This window comes from Lentimicrobium sp. S6, assembly GCF_013166635.1.
Classification (GTDB): Bacteria; Bacteroidota; Bacteroidia; order Bacteroidales; family UBA12170; genus UBA12170.
This window is the reverse complement of the sequence record NZ_JABKBZ010000061.1, coordinates 1-21,305: the sequence shown is the minus strand read 5'-3', so window position 1 is coordinate 21,305 and position 21,305 is coordinate 1. Positions and strand designations below refer to the sequence as shown.

General features: G+C 36.4%; 11 protein-coding genes. 4 read left to right on the top strand and 7 right to left on the bottom strand.

From position 1 onward, the window contains the following. Positions 1 to 173 precede the first annotated feature (173 nt). A complete protein-coding gene (locus HNS40_RS16905; RefSeq protein WP_172283021.1) occupies positions 174 to 2,513 on the top strand; it encodes a TonB-dependent receptor in 2,340 nt (779 codons plus the stop codon). Positions 2,514 to 2,544: 31 nt separating this feature from the next. Here the strand turns inward: HNS40_RS16905 and HNS40_RS16900 are convergent, their stop codons facing one another. Further along, entirely contained in the window at positions 2,545 to 4,989 is a 2,445-nt protein-coding gene (locus HNS40_RS16900) for a hypothetical protein (protein WP_172283019.1), read from the bottom strand. A gap of 367 nt (positions 4,990 to 5,356) precedes the next feature. Then, positions 5,357 to 6,970: a SulP family inorganic anion transporter gene (locus HNS40_RS16895; protein WP_172283017.1), complete on the bottom strand. Its 1,614-nt coding sequence runs from the start codon at positions 6,968 to 6,970 to the stop codon at positions 5,357 to 5,359. Positions 6,971 to 7,201: 231 nt separating this feature from the next. Between HNS40_RS16895 and HNS40_RS16890 the strand changes: the two genes are divergently transcribed. The 3 genes from HNS40_RS16890 to HNS40_RS16880 are packed head-to-tail and all read left to right on the top strand — an operon-like array spanning position 7,202 to position 9,832. Beyond that, entirely contained in the window at positions 7,202 to 7,777 is a 576-nt protein-coding gene (locus HNS40_RS16890) for a TetR/AcrR family transcriptional regulator (protein WP_172283014.1), read from the top strand. A 49-nt stretch (positions 7,778 to 7,826) separates the two neighbouring features. After that, the gene (locus tag HNS40_RS16885) at positions 7,827 to 8,657 is read left to right on the top strand and encodes a hypothetical protein (protein ID WP_172283012.1); all 831 of its coding nucleotides are present in this window, start codon (positions 7,827 to 7,829) and stop codon (positions 8,655 to 8,657) included. After that, entirely contained in the window at positions 8,654 to 9,832 is a 1,179-nt protein-coding gene (locus HNS40_RS16880; RefSeq protein WP_216664188.1) for a DUF5692 family protein, read from the top strand. The genes HNS40_RS16885 and HNS40_RS16880 overlap by 4 nt, the downstream gene beginning before the upstream one ends. A gap of 176 nt (positions 9,833 to 10,008) precedes the next feature. On the opposite strand, the gene pbpC is transcribed toward HNS40_RS16880, so the two are convergent. The 5 genes from pbpC to HNS40_RS16855 all read right to left on the bottom strand — a co-directional run bounded on the left by pbpC (position 10,009) and on the right by HNS40_RS16855 (position 20,973). Continuing rightward, entirely contained in the window at positions 10,009 to 12,327 is a 2,319-nt protein-coding gene (gene pbpC, locus HNS40_RS16875) for a penicillin-binding protein 1C (RefSeq protein WP_172283010.1), read from the bottom strand. 200 nt (positions 12,328 to 12,527) lie between these two features. Next, the gene (locus tag HNS40_RS16870) at positions 12,528 to 18,095 is read right to left on the bottom strand and encodes an alpha-2-macroglobulin (protein ID WP_172283008.1); all 5,568 of its coding nucleotides are present in this window, start codon (positions 18,093 to 18,095) and stop codon (positions 12,528 to 12,530) included. A 127-nt stretch (positions 18,096 to 18,222) separates the two neighbouring features. After that, positions 18,223 to 19,212, bottom strand: a complete 990-nt coding sequence (locus HNS40_RS16865; protein WP_172283006.1) for a DUF6515 family protein — start codon at positions 19,210 to 19,212, stop codon at positions 18,223 to 18,225. A 5-nt stretch (positions 19,213 to 19,217) separates the two neighbouring features. Next, positions 19,218 to 19,943: a DUF2092 domain-containing protein gene (locus tag HNS40_RS16860; RefSeq protein WP_172283003.1), complete on the bottom strand. Its 726-nt coding sequence runs from the start codon at positions 19,941 to 19,943 to the stop codon at positions 19,218 to 19,220. Between the two features lie 148 nt (positions 19,944 to 20,091). Then, the gene (locus tag HNS40_RS16855; RefSeq protein ID WP_172283001.1) at positions 20,092 to 20,973 is read right to left on the bottom strand and encodes a patatin-like phospholipase family protein; all 882 of its coding nucleotides are present in this window, start codon (positions 20,971 to 20,973) and stop codon (positions 20,092 to 20,094) included. Positions 20,974 to 21,305 lie beyond the last annotated feature (332 nt).

Below are 21,305 nucleotides of genomic sequence, written 5' to 3'. Positions count from 1 at the left end.
ATGTTTTCCGTACGAATATAATGGTAAAAGAAAGTGTTTTGTACGCACCAAATCCGCACTAGCTTTGTATAAAATGATTGCACAAACAAAAGTATGAGTTCGCCCAATTAAAGACAGATATTATACTTGCTTTTAATTGTTATTACTGAATTTTTTCTAAATCCAACGAGTATATGAGAAAGCTATCTCTATTATTTTCTCTAGTTTTAATATTTTCCAGTGCTCATTTTTCACTAGCACAAAACACCCTACAAGGTGTTATTCTAGATGCACAAAATGGTTCTTTTCTATCTGGCGCTAATGTGAGCATCAAGCAACAGGGTTGTATCTCTGATGAGGATGGAAAATTTGAGCTAAACCTAGACCAAGGAAATTACACCTTGGAAGTTTCATTTTTAGGCTACAAAAAATACAAGAAAAAAATATCTATTTCAAAAGGGGATAATAGTGTTGAGATACAACTCAAGAAATCTATTTTCACTGTAGAAACCATAGAAGTCTCTGCTAAAGGATTTCAGTCCGACGAGATGCTTTCTTCCGCTCGTATTCAAAAGATCAACAGAGAGGAGATAAGAAGCCTTCCCGCTCAAAAACTAGAAGGCGTCTTACAATATACCTCAGGTGTAGACGTGGATAATACTCTGGGAATGTTTAGCGATAAAGCCGTAGTTTCCATGCGAGGAATGGGTGGGGACAATCAAGGTAGAATGCTGGTGATGATAGATGGTGTTCCCATTAATAAATCGGATGGTGGTTCGGTAAACTGGAATGCCATTAATATTAATAATATCAACGAAATCCGAATCGTTCAAGGAGCCGCATCCACCCTTTATGGTGCCAATGCTATGGGTGGAGTCATTGATTTACGCACATCTATTCCCAAGCAAAAAACCACAGCTGGCGCCAATATAAAATACGGAACCTATAATACCCTCCTCGCTGATGCTCATTTGGGCAAAAGCAATGTGGATAGTATAGACCAAGGAACTTTCTGGGATTTGGCTTTACATGGAGGCACCAGTGATGGCTATATCACCGAAAGCGAAGAATTTCTTGAATATGGCGAAGACACCCTATTACGTCCTTCCTATTTTGATGAAATATCGGGGGAGGCTAAAATTGGACATTCATTCTCCGGTTCCGAACAATTGGTGTTTTCAGTAAAAGGATATGCCGATAAACGAGGTAAAGGCTGGCAAGTCTTTGATGATGACGGGACTTATTCGAGTCGACGAGATTTGAATACCCGATTAAGATATAATGGTAAAATTAGTAAGTCTCTTTATTGGGAAACAGCAGCTTTTGGCCAATTTGAAAACTATATCAAACAGAACGAATATATCAATAGCGATAATGATTTCAGCATGTATGAGGTTGATTCTAAAAGGCTTGACGCAGGAAGTATTACCAAATTTCATTTCCAAAAAGGCATACATCTTTTTCAAGCCGGTGTTGATTTTCGATATGGCTCCGTATTGGCCTCTGACAATTATTTCACCTCCACCGATAGTATAGTCAATGAAGGGAATATTGCTATTGGCGCACTTTACCTTCAAGATGAAATGAATTTCCTTGATGATAGGCTTTTACTTACATTGGGCCTACGATATGATTATGCCGAATTTTTCGATGGCAACTATTCTGTTTATTATCCCAGTAAAAAAATTAATTATTTACTCCATTTCCAAGACACACTCATGCCAAATTCACATTGGCAGGCCATAAGCCCACGTATTTCATTATTGTATACCAACAAAGAAAACATGCGATATTATGCCAGTTTTTCATCTGGTTTCAGGCCTCCCACCCTTGATGACATGTGCCGCTCACAAAGCTCCGGAAACTACTTTAGACGTGCCAATCCATATCTTAAAAATGAGAATATAAATAATATGGAAATTGGAGGTGATATAGTCTTAGCAAAAAATATTCGCCTTTCAGCCTCTATCTATTATTCCATAGGAAAGGACTTTATGTATCAAGTGAGCACAGGCGATTCTGTAGATATAGGTTATAAAATCATTCCGGTATATAAGATGGATAATATTAGTCAGATGCAAGCCTACGGAGGTGAAACTTCTTTAAATATTGACTTATGGAAAGGGGCTCGTTTTTTCGCTAATTACGCCTATAGCCATTCTACCATTACTAAATATGAAATTAATGATTCTGAAGTAGATTACGATTTAACAGACAAATTCCTTGCCAATGTCCCCATGCATAATGCCTCTGGAGGAATATCTTGGGAAAATCCGATTGTGAACTTCAACCTCCTCTGGAAATATAAAGGAGAACGCTATATTAACGATCATAATTCCACTGATATTAGATATTTCAACTCTGTAACCTATCCATCTTATCAAACTTTAAACATAAGATTATGGAAAGCACTACCCTATAATTTCAGAGTGGCCCTCAATGTGGAAAACATTAGCAATACCATATATTTAGATAGTCAAGGTAGACGCTGCCCAGGGCGAATGTTTTTTGTGGAGTTGAGTTGGGTTCTATAGCATTCTTTTCATATTTCAACAAAACTTAGGTTCATACCTCATTATAATTAATCCAACAGACAGAATAATATTGTTCACCGGGAACATAACTGAGCACCTTGCATTTTAATATTTGCCCATCATTTAGTTTGGCCAAAGCAAATTTAACTTTAAAAGAATCCTCACCATATATTTTTTTAGAACGGTTAAATACAGCCAGAAACTCATTATCAATATAACCCTTTACCTTTGCACCTTTTCTCTCCACCCTTACGCCTACAATGGTTCCAATTTTGCTTTTCTCTAACATCTGATCCTCATCGCATTTCGAGCCCTTCTTTCCAAATACCAACTTATTTGAAAATATGTTTTTTCCCCAATAAACAATACTAAAAACATCTCCCCGGTTCATTGATTTAATGCTCTTATCATTATAATGATAGTTGGGAACACAACATATTAAAGAACCATATTGCCATTTAAAATGAATTCCTAAATCAAAAACAACACATTTGTTTTGTTTTTCTAATATTATCGCTTGATATGATTTTCCTACAGCTAATTTACTTTCCAGAGCATCCTTACTCAATAATTCCAATTGACATTTATTTATTTCATTGCCTTCAGAAATTGCAAAAAAGCAACCATTAATTGAATTAAGAAACGCTCTCCAGTAATTCGGTTTCTCATACTGCCACGGCATATTATCAATATTAAAAAACACTTCTTGCTCTTCAATATTCCCAACCAAGCTGTTATTATTATACTTTGATAAACGAATTTTCAATCTACTATCAGTATATTTTTCATGTATCGCTTCTTCCTCTAATCTTAACTCCTCGTTCAAAATCAATTCATCCTCGCTAAAAAGCATATTGTTTTTATAATAAATTGACACCCTATTCCCCGGACAAAAACTCAACCATTTTTTAGCATTCAAATTATTTTTTTTCCATTCATTTAAAAGTGACCCAAACTCCCAATCAAAATGAATCCCTAATTCCAACACCATTTTTTTGTCGGATTTTTCTAAAACAATTGCATCAATAAACCCTTCTTCAACATCAATTTCTTCTTGTAGTTGCAAAGCCTTCAAATACATAAGGATCTGCTGGCTATCCAAAGCAACTATACTTGCTTTAAAGAAATAATCTTGCAAATAAGGAAGTAGTATTTTCCAATAATTATTTTTAGAATAATTCCATGGAAGATGATCATAAATGAGCAATGCATAAATACCCATGCATTCTACATAAAACCCATTTTCTACTTGAAATACAAAAATGAATTCTACAATTTCAGATTGCATATATGCAAGGCTAATTGCTTTTTTAATTCGTTCTAGACTAGGTATCTTTCTTGAAACAAGCTTTTCGGCACTTGAAAACACTACAGCACTTTGCGCTTTTGTTTTTGTAATTATTGGACTCCCCTCACCATCCTTTCCCCAATAAAAAACATGAATAATATCACCTTCACATATTCGTGATGACAATTCTTTATGTATAAACATATTTTTCAACTTTGCCGAGAAGGAGCCATAATTCCACGAAAAATGAAATCCCAAATCAAGTAAAACGAAATTAGAAAAGGTCGCCAATACAATAGAGCTATATCTCTGCCCCTTTAATAATGGAGGTGGTTCAAATTGGTCAATTTCGGCATTAATTTTAAGACTAAGAATGTGAGTATTTAATTTAAAAATGGTTCCCTTGAGTTTTATTCCTAGAAGTGAGTTTTTTATAACTATCCAATATCCTTGGTTTTTATATTTCCAAGGCATATGAAAAAATGAAACGAAAGCAAATAATCCAACCATTTCACAATAAAAACCTTTTTCATGAAATCCTATTATTCTGAAGTTCAATACTTCATTACTCTTCAATGCCATTTTTGCAATAGCTAGTTTATTTTTTAAAAAATTAGGTTGCCTATTTGTCGATAAATTTAATAGAATTTCGAAATCTGAATTTTCTGAACTAAATATACTTGCGCCTTCATTCTCATTTCCTTTATAAATCAGACTTAATATGTTTCCAGCTTCTATTTCTTCGTATTCTTTTTCACTAAAACTAGCTCTATGAACTTCCCCTAATATAGATCCATATTTCCAACTGAAGGCAAAACCAACTTCTAAAATAAGATATGATTTGTTCTTTTTAAGTACTAAAGTTCTGTATTTTTCCCCTCTTACTAATAAATGCCTAGAAAATTGACTTTCTTGAGCTATCAAACTATATTTAAAATCATCATTTAATACTTTAACTAATGCTAAAAAATAAAGTCCTACAAGATGCTCTCCCACAATATTCCAGTAAGAATAATTATGATAACGCCAAGGCATATCATGAAAGCTAATAAATCCAAACAAACCAATTGTTCTAACCTTAAAACCATGTTGATGGCAGGACAAAATTTGAAATCTAACCACTGTTTTGTTCAAAAATGCCTTTGTTATTTTCGATTTTAAATCGTAAAGAATAGTATTTGGAATCATGATAAATGCTTAAACAATCAAAGATATAACTTTTTTCAATCCCACATCAAAAGTATAAGTTATAACTCGAATTATCATTATACATCACCTCTGTTTTCATTACCCGTATTAACCTTCAATGAAAGCATCATTTTTTATAAAACCTTAAACATGAGATTATGGAAAGCACTACCCTATAATTGCAGAGTGGCCCTCTATGTGGAAAACATTAGCAATACCATATATTTAGATAGTCGAGGCAGGCGATGCCCAGGGCGAATGGTTTTTTTGTGGAATTGAGTTGGGGGATCTAAAACCGCCAACCAACATCCAGTCTTTTCATCCGGCATTAGATATCCAGCATACAATATCGGTCGTCTTCCCACTTTTAAACTTCAGCATCCAACATATCAGTCACCACATAATAACGTGGGTCATCAATAGACTTCTCAATCAAACCAGCCATTTCAGGGTTAGCTTTTACAATAAGCTTTTGACATTCGGGACTCAGGTGAGTTAAGGTAACTTGTTTGCCACTAGCGATATATTTATTAGTCAAGTTAAGCAAAGCTTCTATTCCACTATGGTCGCTCACTTTTGACTCAATAAAATCTAGCTCAATCTTCTCAGGGTCTCCTTTTATATCAAATTTGGTATTGAATGTTTGTACGGAGCCAAAGAATAATGGTCCCCAGATTTCATAAACCTTAGTACCATCCTCTTTCATTCTTTTTCTAGCTCTAATCATGGTTGCATTTTTCCATGAAAACACAACTGCTGAAATAATAACACCCGAAATCACTGCAATAGCTAAATCTTGCCAAACCGTAATCGCTGAAACAACCACTAAAACTAAAGCATCTGATTTAGGAATCTTATGCATAATTCTAAAACTACTCCAGGCAAAAGTACCAATCACTACCATAAACATAACACCTACTAAAGCAGCGATAGGAATACTCTCAATATAAGTGGAAGCAAATAGAATAAATACCAATAATGATAATGAAGCAAATACACCAGACAATCGACCTCGTCCTCCAGAGTTCACATTAATTACAGATTGACCAATCATAGCACAACCACCCATACCACCAAATAAACCATTAATGAAGTTGGCTCCACCTTGAGCTACTGCCTCACGGTTTCCACTACCTCTAGTCTCTGTTAACTCGTCCACCAAATTCAAAGTCATTAAACTCTCTATTAAACCTACAGCCGCTAATAAAAATGCGGTAGAGAATACCAATCCCCAATGACCAGAAATGGTATCGAATAAACTAAAAATCTGAATTTGAAAAGTTGGAAGAGAACCTTGAATACCATTCCCTCCTCCATCGGCTATAAAAGAGCCTACAGTACTAACATCTAAACCACCTAAGTTTGTGATGGTTGCAATGACCAAAATCGCAACTAAAGACGCCGGAATCTTTTTAGTCAGTTTTGGTAGAAACTGTATAATTCCCATGGTGAGAGCAATGAGGCCCAACATAATCCAAAGTTGTGATCCTTGCATCCATTCTTGAACACCACCCACATTGGTTTTGAATAAGCTTAATTGAGAAAGAAATATCACAATGGCTAATCCATTCACAAAACCAAGCATTACGGGATGTGGAATTAATCGAACGAACTTACCCAATTTAAAGAAACCGGCTAACATTTGTATCACACCAACAAATAATAAGGTGATGAATAACCACTGTAAACCTAAATTCTCAATAGGACTCTCTAAAGTTAAACCCACTTGATTTCCTTGCTGAATCAAATGAACCATTACAATCGCCATCGCTCCTGTTGCTCCAGAAATCATACCAGGCCTTCCTCCAAATAATGCGGTAATAATTCCCATCATAAAGGCACCATATAAACCGACCAATGGATCTATACCTGCTACAAAAGAAAAAGCTACTGCTTCTGGCACCAAGGCCAATGCCACGGTAAAACCAGATAAAATATCGTTTTTGGGATTCTTGGTAAAGTTTCTAATGAGTTGTTTCATAAGCAATTTAAATCTCTTGGTTCAAAGGTTCTTTAATGGTTCAAAAAGTCGGCAAAGGTAATTTTTCAATGCTTACAAAAAACATTTAATTTTTTTTTAAGATCTTTTTAGCATCAGAAAACCTTATTTGGCTTGGCTTTCCATATGGCTTTACTGATTTCTAAAAACATAGATTGTTTTTAAATTAACAATAAAATTCTAAAATGAATATATATTTATTATATTTGCCGCATGAGAGTAAAAGATTTTTCAAAAATAGACTTGGTTTTTAAATCTACCCTGAAATTGATCAAGAGTCAAGGGATAGCTGGAATCACTATGTCAAAGATAGCGAAAGAATCTTCACTAGCTACGGGAACCCTTTATATTTACTTTAAAAACAAAGAAGAGCTGATCAATGCCTTATACCATAAAATAGAGAAGGATGCATCAGCACGATTTGTTCAGGGATATCATCCTGATTTAGCATTCAAGCAATGCTTAAAAACAGTTTGGGTTAATTATCTGAAGCACAGAATAGAGTTTCATGAAGAAAGTATCTTTATGGAACAATATTATTACTCTTCTTATATCACTATAGCCCAAAAACAATTGGCTGAAGAGATGAAGCAGCCAGTTTACAACATCATCAACAGAGGAAAAGAGGAAGGTTTTATATCCAATAAAATAGAAACTGAAATGCTCTTCTCTGCAATGATTGGCTTTATTCGTGAATTGGCCGATGAGCATATCGAGAATCGCTTCCTAATGATTAAGAATAGGATAAATCAAGCTTTTGAATTAAGCTGGAAAATGATAACAAACTAAATTTTTTTATATATTTAATGAACATTTATTCATTTTAAAACATCATATCATGGACATACCTATTTGGCAATATGCTTTATCGATGACCATATATATAGTCATCCTCCTCTTGATGGTAGAGGGCATGAGAAAGAACCATCGTTTTGCTTTTGTATTTTGGATAGCAGCCTTATTCACCTTTCCACTCTGGAGTCATAATTTAGATGGCTGGTTTAGATGGGCTAAAACACTGAGCGTACTTATTCCAACCGCACTATTGGTAGGATTTGGTAGAGTCGCCAACTACGAAGACAGACAAGGATTCTGGAAATTCTTTAAAAAAGATTGGATACTTTGGGCGGTTTATGGAGTTTTATTCCTCAATATTGCAGAAGCGACTTTAAAAGACTTTGAAGCTGGATTAATTCCCAACGCTATAGTTGGAGTGGTTTTATGTATTAGTATTCCTTTGGTATATGCCAAAGGACAAAAGCAAGCTTGGGTCTTTAGCAAAGAAAAACCAGGCGATTTACTAGCCTATACCACTGCAGGTTGGAACTTCCTATATACTACTTGGAACCTTGCTTTTGTATTTGGAGAAAACGCAGGTTTTTTTGCCAGTTCTTTCTGTATTCTTGTTGCTGCGGAACTCTACCCCATCATCAAGAAACGCCCAGAATTATATGTCACAGCGCGAGTCTATACTTTAGCATTACATATTCTCATTAGAGCTACTTACGACATCTTTACACCAACTATGGATTCTTCAGCTTGGGCAAACCCAACCGCATTGGTTTATTGGGGATGGATTAACCTAGCCATCGCAGTTCCCTTCACTATTGTTTGGATCAGAAATGTGATAAAAAGAAGAAAAAATGCAGATTTAAAGATAGCCGCATGATGAGTAATATTAAAAATTTAAATAAAAGCATTCTACTGGGTCTAGCCCTAATACTAACTCAGTGGAATGTTCTTTCAGCGAATCAAACAAATCTTGAGGCTGCTGATGTACAAATTGGAATGTACCAAGGCGTTTTAGATGGTGACCCAGGAGAAGGAGGATTATTCTACCGACTAAATTTTATGGAGGAGGGCATGATAGAAATCACCAAGCAATTTGGAGGCAATAATCTTAAGGAAATAAAATCTTGGGAACAGCAAGGTGAGTATATTAGTATCACGAGCAAAACTGGAGACCAAATACATGACTTTGATGAAGCCAAGATTGAGCTGTTGAGCTCAAAGAAGATAAAATATAATAAAGGCCATCATCAATTCTATATCCATAAATATAGCGGCTGGAAAACAGCTTTGCACTGGGTGGGCATGCTTGTCCTTCTCATTTTACTCAATGAACTTTTCAGAAGATATAAAATACCCACATTTGCTTTCTATATCATCATTCCATTTTTGGTGATTCCTCTGATTGCTTATTTGGGATATACAGAAGTCAGCTATTGGTTTAAATGGGTGAAATTATATTCCGTGGTATTTGCCGCCATTTGGTTTTCTTTCATGAGATATACCAAACTGGGCTTTGCTAAATCTGCTCGCTTTGTAGCCGCAGCATTCCTAGCCATTAATATTGCAGAGGCCGTAGGACAAGATTTCTCTATGGGATTTATCGCGAATATTCTCAATGCCATTGCTGGAATACTATCCATTATTACGCTAACCGGATGGAAAGACATTCATATAGATAATAGCAAAGAAAAAGACTTGGTTTGGCCAGCCATGACCACATTATGGATTATAGCCTACGACATCTGGAATTTTGTATTCGTATACTTAAACTTCCCAGGCTCTGCCGCCAACCAATTCTTGGTACTTCTTTCTTGTACCATTCCTTCACTTTTCATTAAAAAAGGTACTTGGTTACAGGCTAGAGCATTTACTTTGGCAGCTTGGTTTATGTATTATTTTATCAGTCCAACAGCTGTAGAAACCCACTTGGTTCCTTTACCAAGGACTGATTTTCTAATGTTAGCATCTGGAGTAATTAGTATTGTAGCAAATCTCATATTAGCCTATGTGGTTTTTAAAGACAAATGGTCGACAAAGAAACAATTAGCATAATATAAGAATTGATTTTTGATTAGAGTTTTTTTTGTGAAATTGAAAGTGGAATTCCTGTTATTGGGATTTCACTTTTTTTTGTAATAATCGGATGGTTTCTTTTTTAATCTGAATCACTTGTGGATACATTATTGCCACGAAGGCGCTAAGGCACAATGCTTTTCAAAGAAAAAGATTTACTCCACCACCTCAAATCGCCATTCCAGAACCTCCCCATTTTCATCCATGATAGTCATTTGGTGCTTTCCTGCTTCTGTATCCAATTCCATACGATGTTGCCCAATGCTTTGCCCTAGATATTCTTGGTCTAAATGCCAATATATGATTTGGTTGGATTGTCTATGCACCACTTCAAAAACCACTTTCCCTTTACTTCCATCTAATTCTCGTGGAATAAGAATTTTAGTATAATTCTTCGGATAAATGATATCCATTTCATTTTTTGAGGATTGTAAACAATCACTTTTAAATGGAGGTAATGACTGATAAAAAGGATTATTCTTTTTATAATACCACTCCGGGATAGGTGGTAATACAAACCAAGACTTTGATTTCATTTCACTCACAGAATAACAAGAGCTCGTCACCCTAAACTGCTCGTTCTTATCTAAATGAATGATTTGGTGGAAAGGACACACTTTAGTATTTACCGATTTCTTTGGAAGCATAAGCTCCTCTACTTCTTCACAGGCATCAGCGGCCAAATATCCACTCCTAGCACATACTTTTTGTGGAATCAAATCCCAATCTGGCTGTTCAAACCATTCTCCTCTTGGCAAGGAATTAAAAACCTTAAACATCACAGGAGCCGCCATACTTAAACCCGTTAAACCCGGTCTTCCTTCGCCATCTGCATTTCCTACCCAAACCGCTACCACATAATCGGGAGTAAAACCAATAGCCCAAGCATCTCTATGCCCAAAGCTGGTTCCTGTTTTCCAGGCTATATTCTTAGCCGATTGGAACTCTTGCCATCCACTTTCTTGCCAAGGTCTTTTCACTTGACTTAAAGCTTCAGCAGTCCACCATAATGCCCCCACATTAAAGGCATCATCCTCCGCTATTCTTTGATGCTTCTCATTCAAATCAAAATGTGCAGGGAAATCAGAACCATTATCATTTAATCGCTGAGCCATTCGCATATAAGCATTAGACAAATCCCATAGACTAGATTCAGCACCCCCTAAAATAACAGATAAGCCATAATGAGAGGAGGATTTATTGATATGATGCAAGTCTAGTTTCTTGAGATGAGTAGAAAATCGTTCTAAGCCGTAATGTTGAAGATTTCGTACGGCAGGAATATTGAGTGAACGAGCCAAAGCTTCGTCGGCAGGAACCATCCCATCATAACTTTCTTCAAAGTTTCGGGGAGAATAGCCAGAAATTTGAGTGGGAATATCCTCCACCAAAGACTTTGGGAGTAAGAATCCATCCTCCAGCATAAAAGCATAAAGAAAAGGTTTTAAGACACTGCCTGTGCTTCTTGGAGCCTGAATAATATCCACATCTCTTCCACAACCTTCTTCTTCACATTCTGTATTCCCTACATAAGCCAAAACCTCAGAATTACGTACATCCAAAACCAAAGCTGCCATATTATGAATCTCATTTTGGCTATAAATACTGTGGTAATCTGCCACCAATCTGCTGAGTTTATTTTGCAATTCTTTATCGACAGTAGACTGAATACGTTCTCCTTTTTCCCCTTCAGAAATCAATCTATCCAATAAGTGAGGAGCCTGAGATTTTACAGATTTCGCCTTGGAAACAATGGCTTCTGATTTTGCCAAATCACAAGTCTCTTGGTCGATAATTCCATTACGCTGCAGCTTATCCAACAATCTATTACGTTTATGAAATAGTTTTTCTTGGTTCTTCCCAGGATAAATTAAAGATGGAGCATTTGGCAATACTGCTAAGGTGGCCATTTCTCCCCAAGAAAGTAAATAGGGACTTCTACCATAATAACGCCAAGCCGCGGTTTCTAATCCCACCACATTGCCTCCAAAAGGGGCATGTGCCGCATACAATCTCAATACTTCATCTTTACTATAAGACAATTCCATTCTAATGGACCAGAAGACCTCTATAGTTTTTTGCCAAAGGCTTCTGGTCTTAGCTTTTCGCGCCAAGCGAATGGTCTGCATACTCAAAGTACTCCCTCCACTCACAATACTTCCCGCTTCTAAATTTTGTCGAAATGCTCTAAACAAAGAAAATGGATTCACTCCCGGATGCTGATAGAAATATTCATCCTCAAAAAAAGTAATGCATTGAACAAACTTATCCGGCAAACTATCTGACATGGGAAAACGCCATTGACCATCATCGGCAATTCTTGCTGATAATAATCGACCATGCCTATCATTCAAGATAGTACTATAGGGCTCTTGGAATAATGGCTTTGGAATTAAGAAATAAAACCATAGCACTAGAGTCAACACAAGGCCTCCTAGCAAATAATACTTATATTTTTCAAGCTGCTCTCGCATTAATTCTTGTCAAATCAATTTTCAAATAATAGATTCTTCACATTTTCGTTATTGCACAAAGGGTTCAAAGTAGGCACAAAAACCACAAAGCATCCTAAATTACAATTCCATTAAAAGTGCAATCCCTTTTTCTTCTCTGTGAACCTCTGTGGCTTCTTTGTGTAACTCTGTGAAATAACTCTTCTTTTACCTTAAGAATATTATTTCACCTCCACCCACTCACCAGAAACCCGAGCATTAATATCATGATCATACATGGCTTCACAATAGGTGGTAGGCAAATAATACTTTCCCTGATAAGCCGCATTCAATAAGACAATAAAGGTTTTCCTTTGTCTTCTATCCAAGTCAAAATAGGTCAAAACTCTATCATCTCTAATATCCTGATAGGTATATGAACTTTCAGACGGACCAGAGAAGCCTTCATCCATTCTCATATTCCTGATTTCCCAACCTGAAGGGAATATTTGTGTTAAAGCCATATCTCTATATCCTTCTCTGATACCAGGATGCACGAGTTCCACTTCTGCCATAAAATCACTTCCCTGCTTCAGGTTTTTAGGGTCTATTTTCTTTCCATCTAAATCACGATAGGTGATATTCATCTTCAAATGATTTTCTGCATTTGTAGTATCTCCAATGGCTGGAATACCTTCCAACAATAAACGGACAAACTGAGTTTGCTCAGCGGTATTCTTAATAGAAAGACTCCTCTCTTTTGTATTCTTGAAGTCCAAATCTATTTGTTTGATATGAGCTGAAGTCTTGATTTTTTCTCCGGCTTGTTGATCAAATTTCACTTGGAAAGTTAATTCTTGATTCTGCAAATCTGTAGTTCCAATAAATTTAGAAATGGCTAAAAGCGAATAGGCCGTAGTTTGAGTACTCAACCACCTATCAGAAGCTAAACTAGAACTCAACTCATCGAATAATATTTTTGCATTGGATTTTTCACCCAAAAGCGCTAAGGTTTCTAAAACTATAGCTTTATTCCTATTTTCACTTCCGTAAGTATTAGAATATCTATATTTAGTATCCACTTTAATACCAGCGTCCTTTATCATTTTCTCTGCTACTGTCTTCTTTCCAATCATATAATAAGCAGAAGCCAAACAATATTTGGTAACCACATTTAAATCGGTTCGATTCTTCAATCGATTCATGGCACCTAAAGCAGGAGCATCTGCCAGTGCTAAGGTATATAAACGATAGGCCTGAGTCAATTGACTTTGAGACTGTGCAAAGGCAGTCCCCTCACTTGTCCAGCTATTGGCTTCTTGCTTCTGGAAATTAACCCAATTATGTAATAAGCCCGGAGGAAGTGCATAGCCTTTTGCTTGGGCTTCTAACATAAAATGCCCAGCATAATTGCTTCCCCAAGCATTATTTTCATCCATACCAGGCCAATAAGAAAATCCTCCCAAATAGGTTTGGAAAGAACGAAGTTTATTTAGAGCAGCTTTAATATTCTCCTCTGTTTTGACAGTCTGATTTGGGCTTAATTCAACAAAATTAGACAAGTATAATTGGGCAAAAACAGCCGATGTAGTTTGCTCTATACAACCATGAGGATATCTAATTAAATAGCTCATCCTCTTCTCTAAATTTAGAGGAGGAATATTAGAAACTTCCAGAGTTCCTGTATTAGTTCCATCTATTCCCACTGGGCTATATTGAGTGGTCCAGGTTTCGCCTGCTTCGAGAACTGCCGATTCCACATCTGCAATTCTTGGATTAGGCGCTCTCACATCTAATTCCACTTCATATATGGCTTTTTCGCTTCCACTACTCACTTCTACTTTCACTTTTCCTATTCCAATGGCATCAGCTACTTTCAATTGAAAATTCGCTACTTTATCTCCTTGCCTTTCAAATGTGAGCATCTGTTCCTTGGATTCCAATACATGGAATAAACTATTAGCTTCTACCTTTACTTTTACATTTTTAATTTGGTCGTCCATGGCAAAAACAGTGACAGGAAGTGTAACAGTCTCGTCGGGACCTACCACCCTTGGTAATGTGGCCAAAACCATCAAAGGTTTCTTCACCGGACTGGTTTCATCAACAGAGCCATAGGCAGTACCTTCTTTAGCTATAAGCATAGTCCTTACTGAGCCCACATAATTAGGCATCAATATTTCATGCTCATTTTTCCCATTGGCTCCTAGCTCAAAAGGACCTAAGAATTTCACAACAGGTTTAAAACGATTGGCTTTGGCTCCTCCATCAGCATTGGCAGCTTCATCACCACCAATGGCCAAGAGACCAGCCATTTTACCAGTAAAAGCTCCCATCACGTAGGTATACATATCCCATGTGCGAACACTCAAGGCTTCTTTAGCATTGAAATGGCTCCATGGTGAAGGGGTTTTAAAATTCGTTAAGTCGAGTAATCCATCATCAACCACTGCTAAAGTATAGGACATTTTACGTCCATTGGCCTCCTCCACTTTTACCTTAAACTTTTTCTCGGGCTCTAATTCTTTAGGCATAGTGATTTGAGGATGAAGATGAGATGCTGCATTCTCGACAGAAATAGACTGAACTCCAAACATACGAATGGGTAAATCGTTTTTCATCTGATTATGCGCTTGTAATAAAGTCAAATGGATATATACATTGGGACTCATTTCTTCGGTAGCTTCTAGTTCAAAATCTTTCTCCTCCTCTGATAAATTCACCCAGAAATTCTTGATGATTCTAGCTCCTGTTTCCACACTCACTAAAATACGACCTCCTTTGGCAGTCGGAATATTTACTTTGATGGTCTCCCCTATTTGATATTTTTCTTTATCGGTGGAGAAAGTCAACATTTCAGCGCCACCGGGGTTTTCTCCAGAATCACCCCAACCATTATAGGTCACATAAAACTCTTTTCCGGTGCTATGTCCAGAGATAGGGTCGACGACCCTAATATACTTCCTGCCGTAGAGCTGTCCCCCAAGATTCATCTTGTATTGGGCTTTTCCGTCTTTGGTATCTATGGTTTCTGATTTTAATAGATATTCATGTCTGTTTGAAACATAATGAGCCAAATCGTTGTCAGAAGAACGTTCCCACCACCATCTCCAATAGATATTATAGATTTCAATTTTTAATCCTTTGCGATCTACTGGATTTCCATTTTCATCTACTGTTACGATAGGAATCATTTGATCTTCGTCAGAATATAAAGCACCATTCCAGCCTTTTACTTCTGGTATTTTCACACCCACATAAGAGCTATAAGGAGAATAAGGAATACTCATTCTGTTCACGGAGAAATCACCTCCTTTTTCGAATGCTCTGATTTTAAAGTTTGCTTTGAGCATTCCTGGAGCATGATCACCAACGTTAATCTTGGGTTGCATTTCTGCTATTCCATCCTCATTTACTGGCCCATCGAAAACCATTTCTGCTTCGGAATAAAAAGATCGTGATTTATCCTGAAAGCTATAGCCATCATATTTAGGAAAAGCTTTTTTGTAAGGACTTAGTTTCATCTCTACATCGGTTTTTAAATCGCTAGCAATGGCACCATGTAACCATTTCACCTCAATTTCTCCCTTAATGGTTTTGTCTTTTGCCAATAATGGAGTTCCAAAATCCAGTTTCACTTTTAGGCGATTGGGCTTAATGGCTTCTATTCTCAAATTCTTAGTGAATACGGCTCCACCTACTTTTACTTTTGCCCTCCACATTCCTGTTTCGGCATCAGCTGAAGTGGCCGTTCTAAAATCGTAGATTCCACCTACAGAATTATTAGAAACTGTTCGATAAAACAATTGCTGACGAGGAGTATATAACTCAAATACTACTGGGTGATTTAGAGGCAAAGTCCGTTCTCTATCTTCTAGCATAAAAGTCATATACAAGGAATCCCCAGGGCGCCATACGCCGCGCTCACCATACATATATCCTTTGATCCCTTTTTCATTTCTTTGGCCACCAATATCGAACATACTTAAGGATAAAGCAGAACCATCATCCAAACGAAGATAGCCTCTTTGCTTATCATTTTTAGCAATGAGGAGATATGGTTTTTTATGTAAATCGACTTGCACAAAACCATTGATATCAGTGGTTTGAGTTTCTATTAATTGTTGCTGAAAATTATAAATTTCAACATCTACTCCTGCCATGGGCAAAGTATTTCTTAAATCGGTAATAGCTACCAATAAATGATTCCCATGGCCTCCTTTAGCTATAATCCCTAAATCGGAAGCTAATATATTTCTCCCCACTACATTACTACTATTTAAATAATAGGATATTTTACAAGGGTCGTCTCTTTCATAATAATTATAATTAGCTCCATAATAGGAGTTATTCCCGGAATCATAATAATAGTAATATCCAGAAGGACTATCCCAATCCTCGTCTGAACTCGTCACCTCATCAGCTTGCAATTGGGATGCTCCATCTTCATTTTCACAAACATAAAGGGATTGATTTATATCGAAACTCAGAACAATACGATATATGGCTCCAGGGTCTACTTCAATATAGCTAGAAAGATCAATGGCGAAATTATTCCACTGACCATAATCGATGGCCTCCTCGGATTTTAATGGCAATTCACCTTTATAAACTAATCTTCCTACTCGTTTCAACTCCTCTGTCCCACTCAGTTGATTATTCTGTAAGAACTGCATGATATTATCCTCAAAGACTTTAATGATTTTAATATTTACGGCACTTAATCCTACCGCTTTAAATGGAAAAACAAGACCATTGGAGGAGGGTAGAATATTACCTTCTCCTATCAATTCTACAGCAGGTTTCAAACTTTTAAAACTCACAATCTTTTCAAAAGTCTTACCAAGTTGATAAGCCTCTTTGTTTTTTATAGAGCTACTCACCATCAGCTTATAGCTTCCAGTCACTTTTTGATTTGGAAATACCTTAATTTGGTTGTCTTGTATTAAAGTTCGAATACTGAGTTCCGGGCTGAAATAAATCAATCCTGTTAAATCTTGCTCTTGGTCTATAGGGTCCGAAAACTGAATCTGAATAGAAGGCTCACCACTTTGTATCACCTTCACATCTAAAACACTAAAATCACTCAGCGAAGGAATTTCAAACTTCTTTTCGCCCTCTTCATTAATCCCTAAGGCTTTTCCATCCCAATGGAGAATCACCTCTTCCACTTTCGCTTTACGTTCCACACTATCTATGGTAAAATAATGCATTTTCCCTCCATCTTGATGCTGCCAACGAATACTCAATTTCTTTCCTTTTTGATAAGCAGAAATTCCTGATTCTAGGGCTTCAGTTTGAGCAAAGTCATAACTTAATGCCACCCCCTCTATAACCTGCCATTTCAATTCGCTTTTATCATAGGCATTCATGGCTTCAAACCTTATATCTATAGATTGCTTCATTACTTGAAACTGGAATTCAAACTTCTCTAATTCACTAGGAACCTGAAGCAATTTCCCTAAGCTAAACTCCGCTTTAAATAACTGACCAGAAGGCAATTGTTTTTCAGGACGAAATTCGATAGTTTGTGCATCGAGCCAAAAGGCTTGTCCAGCAACTTTAGGACTAAAGTCAAATACCGGTTCTGCTAAAGCTTCTCCAGATACCGCACCAGAATGACTTTGCGACAAACGAACTTTGATATTAGATTGATTGCTCACTACATCGCCGGTAAAAGCAGTAATATAGCTGGTATAGGCGGGATCAATTTTTAATGGTTTCTTTTCGTCACTACAATTGGTGAATAGGATTACGAATAGGAAAACTGTTATAATTAGGCCTAATTTGTTTGATGAAAAGGGATTCATAGCGGTCGATTTTATTTGCAGGTAAAGGTAAGAATTACATTGGTAATGAAAATAATTTTGCTTTAAGAATAAACATAAAAAAAACCCTAAGGCTTATGCTTCAGGGTTTCTATTTTTTAAAATAGCTCTACTCTATTGGTTCCATCTCTACTACTTGATAAACATCTTTTCCATCTTGTGAAAGAGGCTGGAAATAAATATCATTATAGAACACATAGTTTTGTCCACCAATTTCAACTTCTTCACCACCTTCGGGGATAGTAGAAACGATAGCTCCATCTGGTGCATCAATAACTTGGTACCCATCGTCTACTTTATTATAGAAAGCTCCTCCAAAATAATAGTAAGTGATTTCTTCCATGGGAACTGGTTCCGCCTCTTTAGGCACCTCCACTACCACAATATTTACTGGAGCTGGGACTACAGTATAACCGCTAGATGCTTGTACATAATACACTCCAGAATCATAATAATATTGCTGATTATGTATAGATACAATAACGGCAGTGGCTACCATAGTAGTGATAAGAAAACCAACGGGATGCCAACGTGGGCCATAATAATAGGGGCGATAAGGATGATAATGATAGGGATGGTATCCTCGGTGTCCATTATAGTATCGACTGCTATGGCGGGTGTTTACATGAACATTTCTATTCACATTTACATTCACATTGGTACGGCTATTATTAACGTTCACCTTATTATTAGAACGATTATTCACCGTATTTCCGCTGCGATTATTGGAATTGTTCCCTTTTTTGTTGGATACATTTCCGCTGCGGTTATTATTAGTGGTGTTTTTTCTTTGTTGATTAGAATGATCACGGGTTTGAGTTCCTTTGTTTCTATTCTGCGTTTGACTTCTATTGGCTTGAGTAGCACTTTTGTTTCTATTCTGACTTGTGCTTCTTTGCTGAGTTTGAGGTCGAGATTGTGATCTTTGAGCACCTCCGTTTACTGAGCGATTTCCTCCACTACTTCTATTCATCGAACTTGATCCGCTTCTTGAAGCTCCTCCTCCTCGGCTATGATTCATTCGTTGGGCCATGACATCATTCATACTCATACCTATAAATAAGAATAGGGTCAGGATAATATATATATACTTTTTCATGGGTTTTATTTTTTGGGTTCTAATTTTACTCTTTTGGCATCCTCTCTAGGCACGAAATTAAAAAGGCGGTCAGGCAAACTTGGGTTATGCCTCCAATTGGAAAGCACAGCATCATAAACCAATTCATTATCCATTTCTTTATTATAAAGACTCAATCCAAGAGGTAAAACCCCCATTTTACTTCTTGACAAAGTAAAGATTGCTTCTAATTCAGAATTAATACCAGCAATTTCAATAAGACTTCTTTCTTTTAAATCTTCCTGATTAAGATATAATATGGAATCAAAATTATTGATCATATCATCGGTAAAAGTAGGATAGAAAAAATCGGCTGCTGGAAAATAAATCCCATAATTCTCATGGATAGCTTCAATGGTTTCAATGATATTCCCAGGTGCTGCCGTGGTATCGTATTCTGCAGTTAAATAGTTATAATAGGCAAACTGAGAACCATTATACCAATAAGCTCTTGATAAATCCTCTCCACTAGAGTAAATATACATTTTGTTAGGCCCACGAAAATAAACATCATGAGTTACTTCTTTTAATTCGCCTCCTTCTCTCAAGGCCTCAACGGTGATGGTATAACTACAAGAATTCATTTCTCCAATAGTAGAACTCAATTCATCGAAAGCCACAATGGCTTCTTCTTCTAAATATTTTGGTTTGTCACAATTGCAGGAAGAAAGAAAAAGAATTCCAAGCAATAAGAATACGACTTGATACTTCATAAGGGTAATTTTAGTTTTTAGCGATTTTATTTGCATTTGCTCACCACCATATCCATAGGGAGAACAGAAAGATCAAATTTAAGGAAAATATTTCGGAGTTTGAAAGATTATGTTTTATAAGACTTTTATAAACAGACAAAAGCAATTCCTAATCTTTTTTTATAGTTTGTAAAAATGCCATCCTACCAATTTCAACAAGCTCCTCTGCTTTATAGAAGTCGTAGGTTCCAGCAGATTCTCTGGAAATCTCCACCAAAATATCTGGATGATGATGCATTAGATTCAACTTAGTTTGTTGTTCCATCATTAAATCTACCGTCTTGCTCATGAGGTCAAAATAGCCTAGTTTTTCTTCTTTTAGCTCTTCTTTACGGCTGGGAACTAGTTTATGTAATTGTTGATAGAAATCTTTCATCCTTTTCTGATAAGCATTCTCTTTTTCTTTGGTTTCCTTTTTTGTAAGCATGGGTTTAATCACCGGAACATTAGCTCCAACATCTACAGCTACTAAAATATCTCCATCAACTCGTTTAGCATAACTCATGGGGAGGTTATTCATAAGGCCACCATCAACCAAAAAACCATCCTCAGTTTTTACTGGAGTAAGTACATTGGGAATTGAAATACTTGCACGAATAGCATCGTAGATACTTCCTTCTGTAAATACAACTTCCTCTTTTTTGATGAGGTTAACAGCCAATGCTGCGAAATAAATAGGGAAATCTTCGATGGGTTTATCGCTAATAAACTCTTTCATTCTATTGAGCACTTTATCGCCTTTTATCATGCCATGTGTACTTAGAGTGAAATCCACAAGATTAAAAACCTTTCTTCTATCTAAGGTATACATCCAGTTTTTGAATTCTTCCATTTTGCCCATAGCATAAACACCTCCAACGAGAGCTCCCATAGATGTTCCTACTACGCTATGAATTTCGTAACCACGCTTTTCTATTTCCTCTATTACACCAATATGAGCCAAACCCCTAGCTCCTCCTCCGGATAATACTAAACTTACTTTTTTTGGCATTGACACTGTTTTTTTTATTGCCACAAAGGCTCTAAGATACTAAGATTCACAAAGATATTATATTTTAAATTAGCCACTAAGGGACTAAGGCTCAAAATTTCACAAAAAAATATTTAATAGATTACTTGTAACTAATCAGTCTAATATTAAATTACTATAAGTGCTTTTAAGAAATGATTTTTTTGTTTTGCCCCTTCCCCATGGGCATTAGCGTTAACTTAAGCTGTCTATTTTTTTAAGTTACAGATATACATATGATTACAAGACTATTTCTTTCTGACTTCTTTGTTTTTTACTCTTTTTAATACAAAGGTGTTTTTATCTTCAAGCAC

Excerpts from the sequence above, each read along its gene's own strand:
- HNS40_RS16905 (WP_172283021.1), top strand. The coding sequence starts at position 174 with ATGAGAAAGCTATCTCTATTATTTTCTCTAGTTTTAATATTTTCCAGT.
- HNS40_RS16900 (WP_172283019.1), bottom strand. The coding sequence starts at position 4,989 with ATGATTCCAAATACTATTCTTTACGATTTAAAATCGAAAATAACAAAG.
- HNS40_RS16895 (WP_172283017.1), bottom strand. The coding sequence starts at position 6,970 with ATGAAACAACTCATTAGAAACTTTACCAAGAATCCCAAAAACGATATT.
- HNS40_RS16890 (WP_172283014.1), top strand. The coding sequence starts at position 7,202 with ATGAGAGTAAAAGATTTTTCAAAAATAGACTTGGTTTTTAAATCTACC.
- HNS40_RS16885 (WP_172283012.1), top strand. The coding sequence starts at position 7,827 with ATGGACATACCTATTTGGCAATATGCTTTATCGATGACCATATATATA.
- HNS40_RS16880 (WP_216664188.1), top strand. The coding sequence starts at position 8,654 with ATGATGAGTAATATTAAAAATTTAAATAAAAGCATTCTACTGGGTCTA.
- pbpC (WP_172283010.1), bottom strand. The coding sequence starts at position 12,327 with ATGCGAGAGCAGCTTGAAAAATATAAGTATTATTTGCTAGGAGGCCTT.
- HNS40_RS16870 (WP_172283008.1), bottom strand. The coding sequence starts at position 18,095 with ATGAATCCCTTTTCATCAAACAAATTAGGCCTAATTATAACAGTTTTC.
- HNS40_RS16865 (WP_172283006.1), bottom strand. The coding sequence starts at position 19,212 with ATGAAAAAGTATATATATATTATCCTGACCCTATTCTTATTTATAGGT.
- HNS40_RS16860 (WP_172283003.1), bottom strand. The coding sequence starts at position 19,943 with ATGAAGTATCAAGTCGTATTCTTATTGCTTGGAATTCTTTTTCTTTCT.
- HNS40_RS16855 (WP_172283001.1), bottom strand. The coding sequence starts at position 20,973 with ATGCCAAAAAAAGTAAGTTTAGTATTATCCGGAGGAGGAGCTAGGGGT.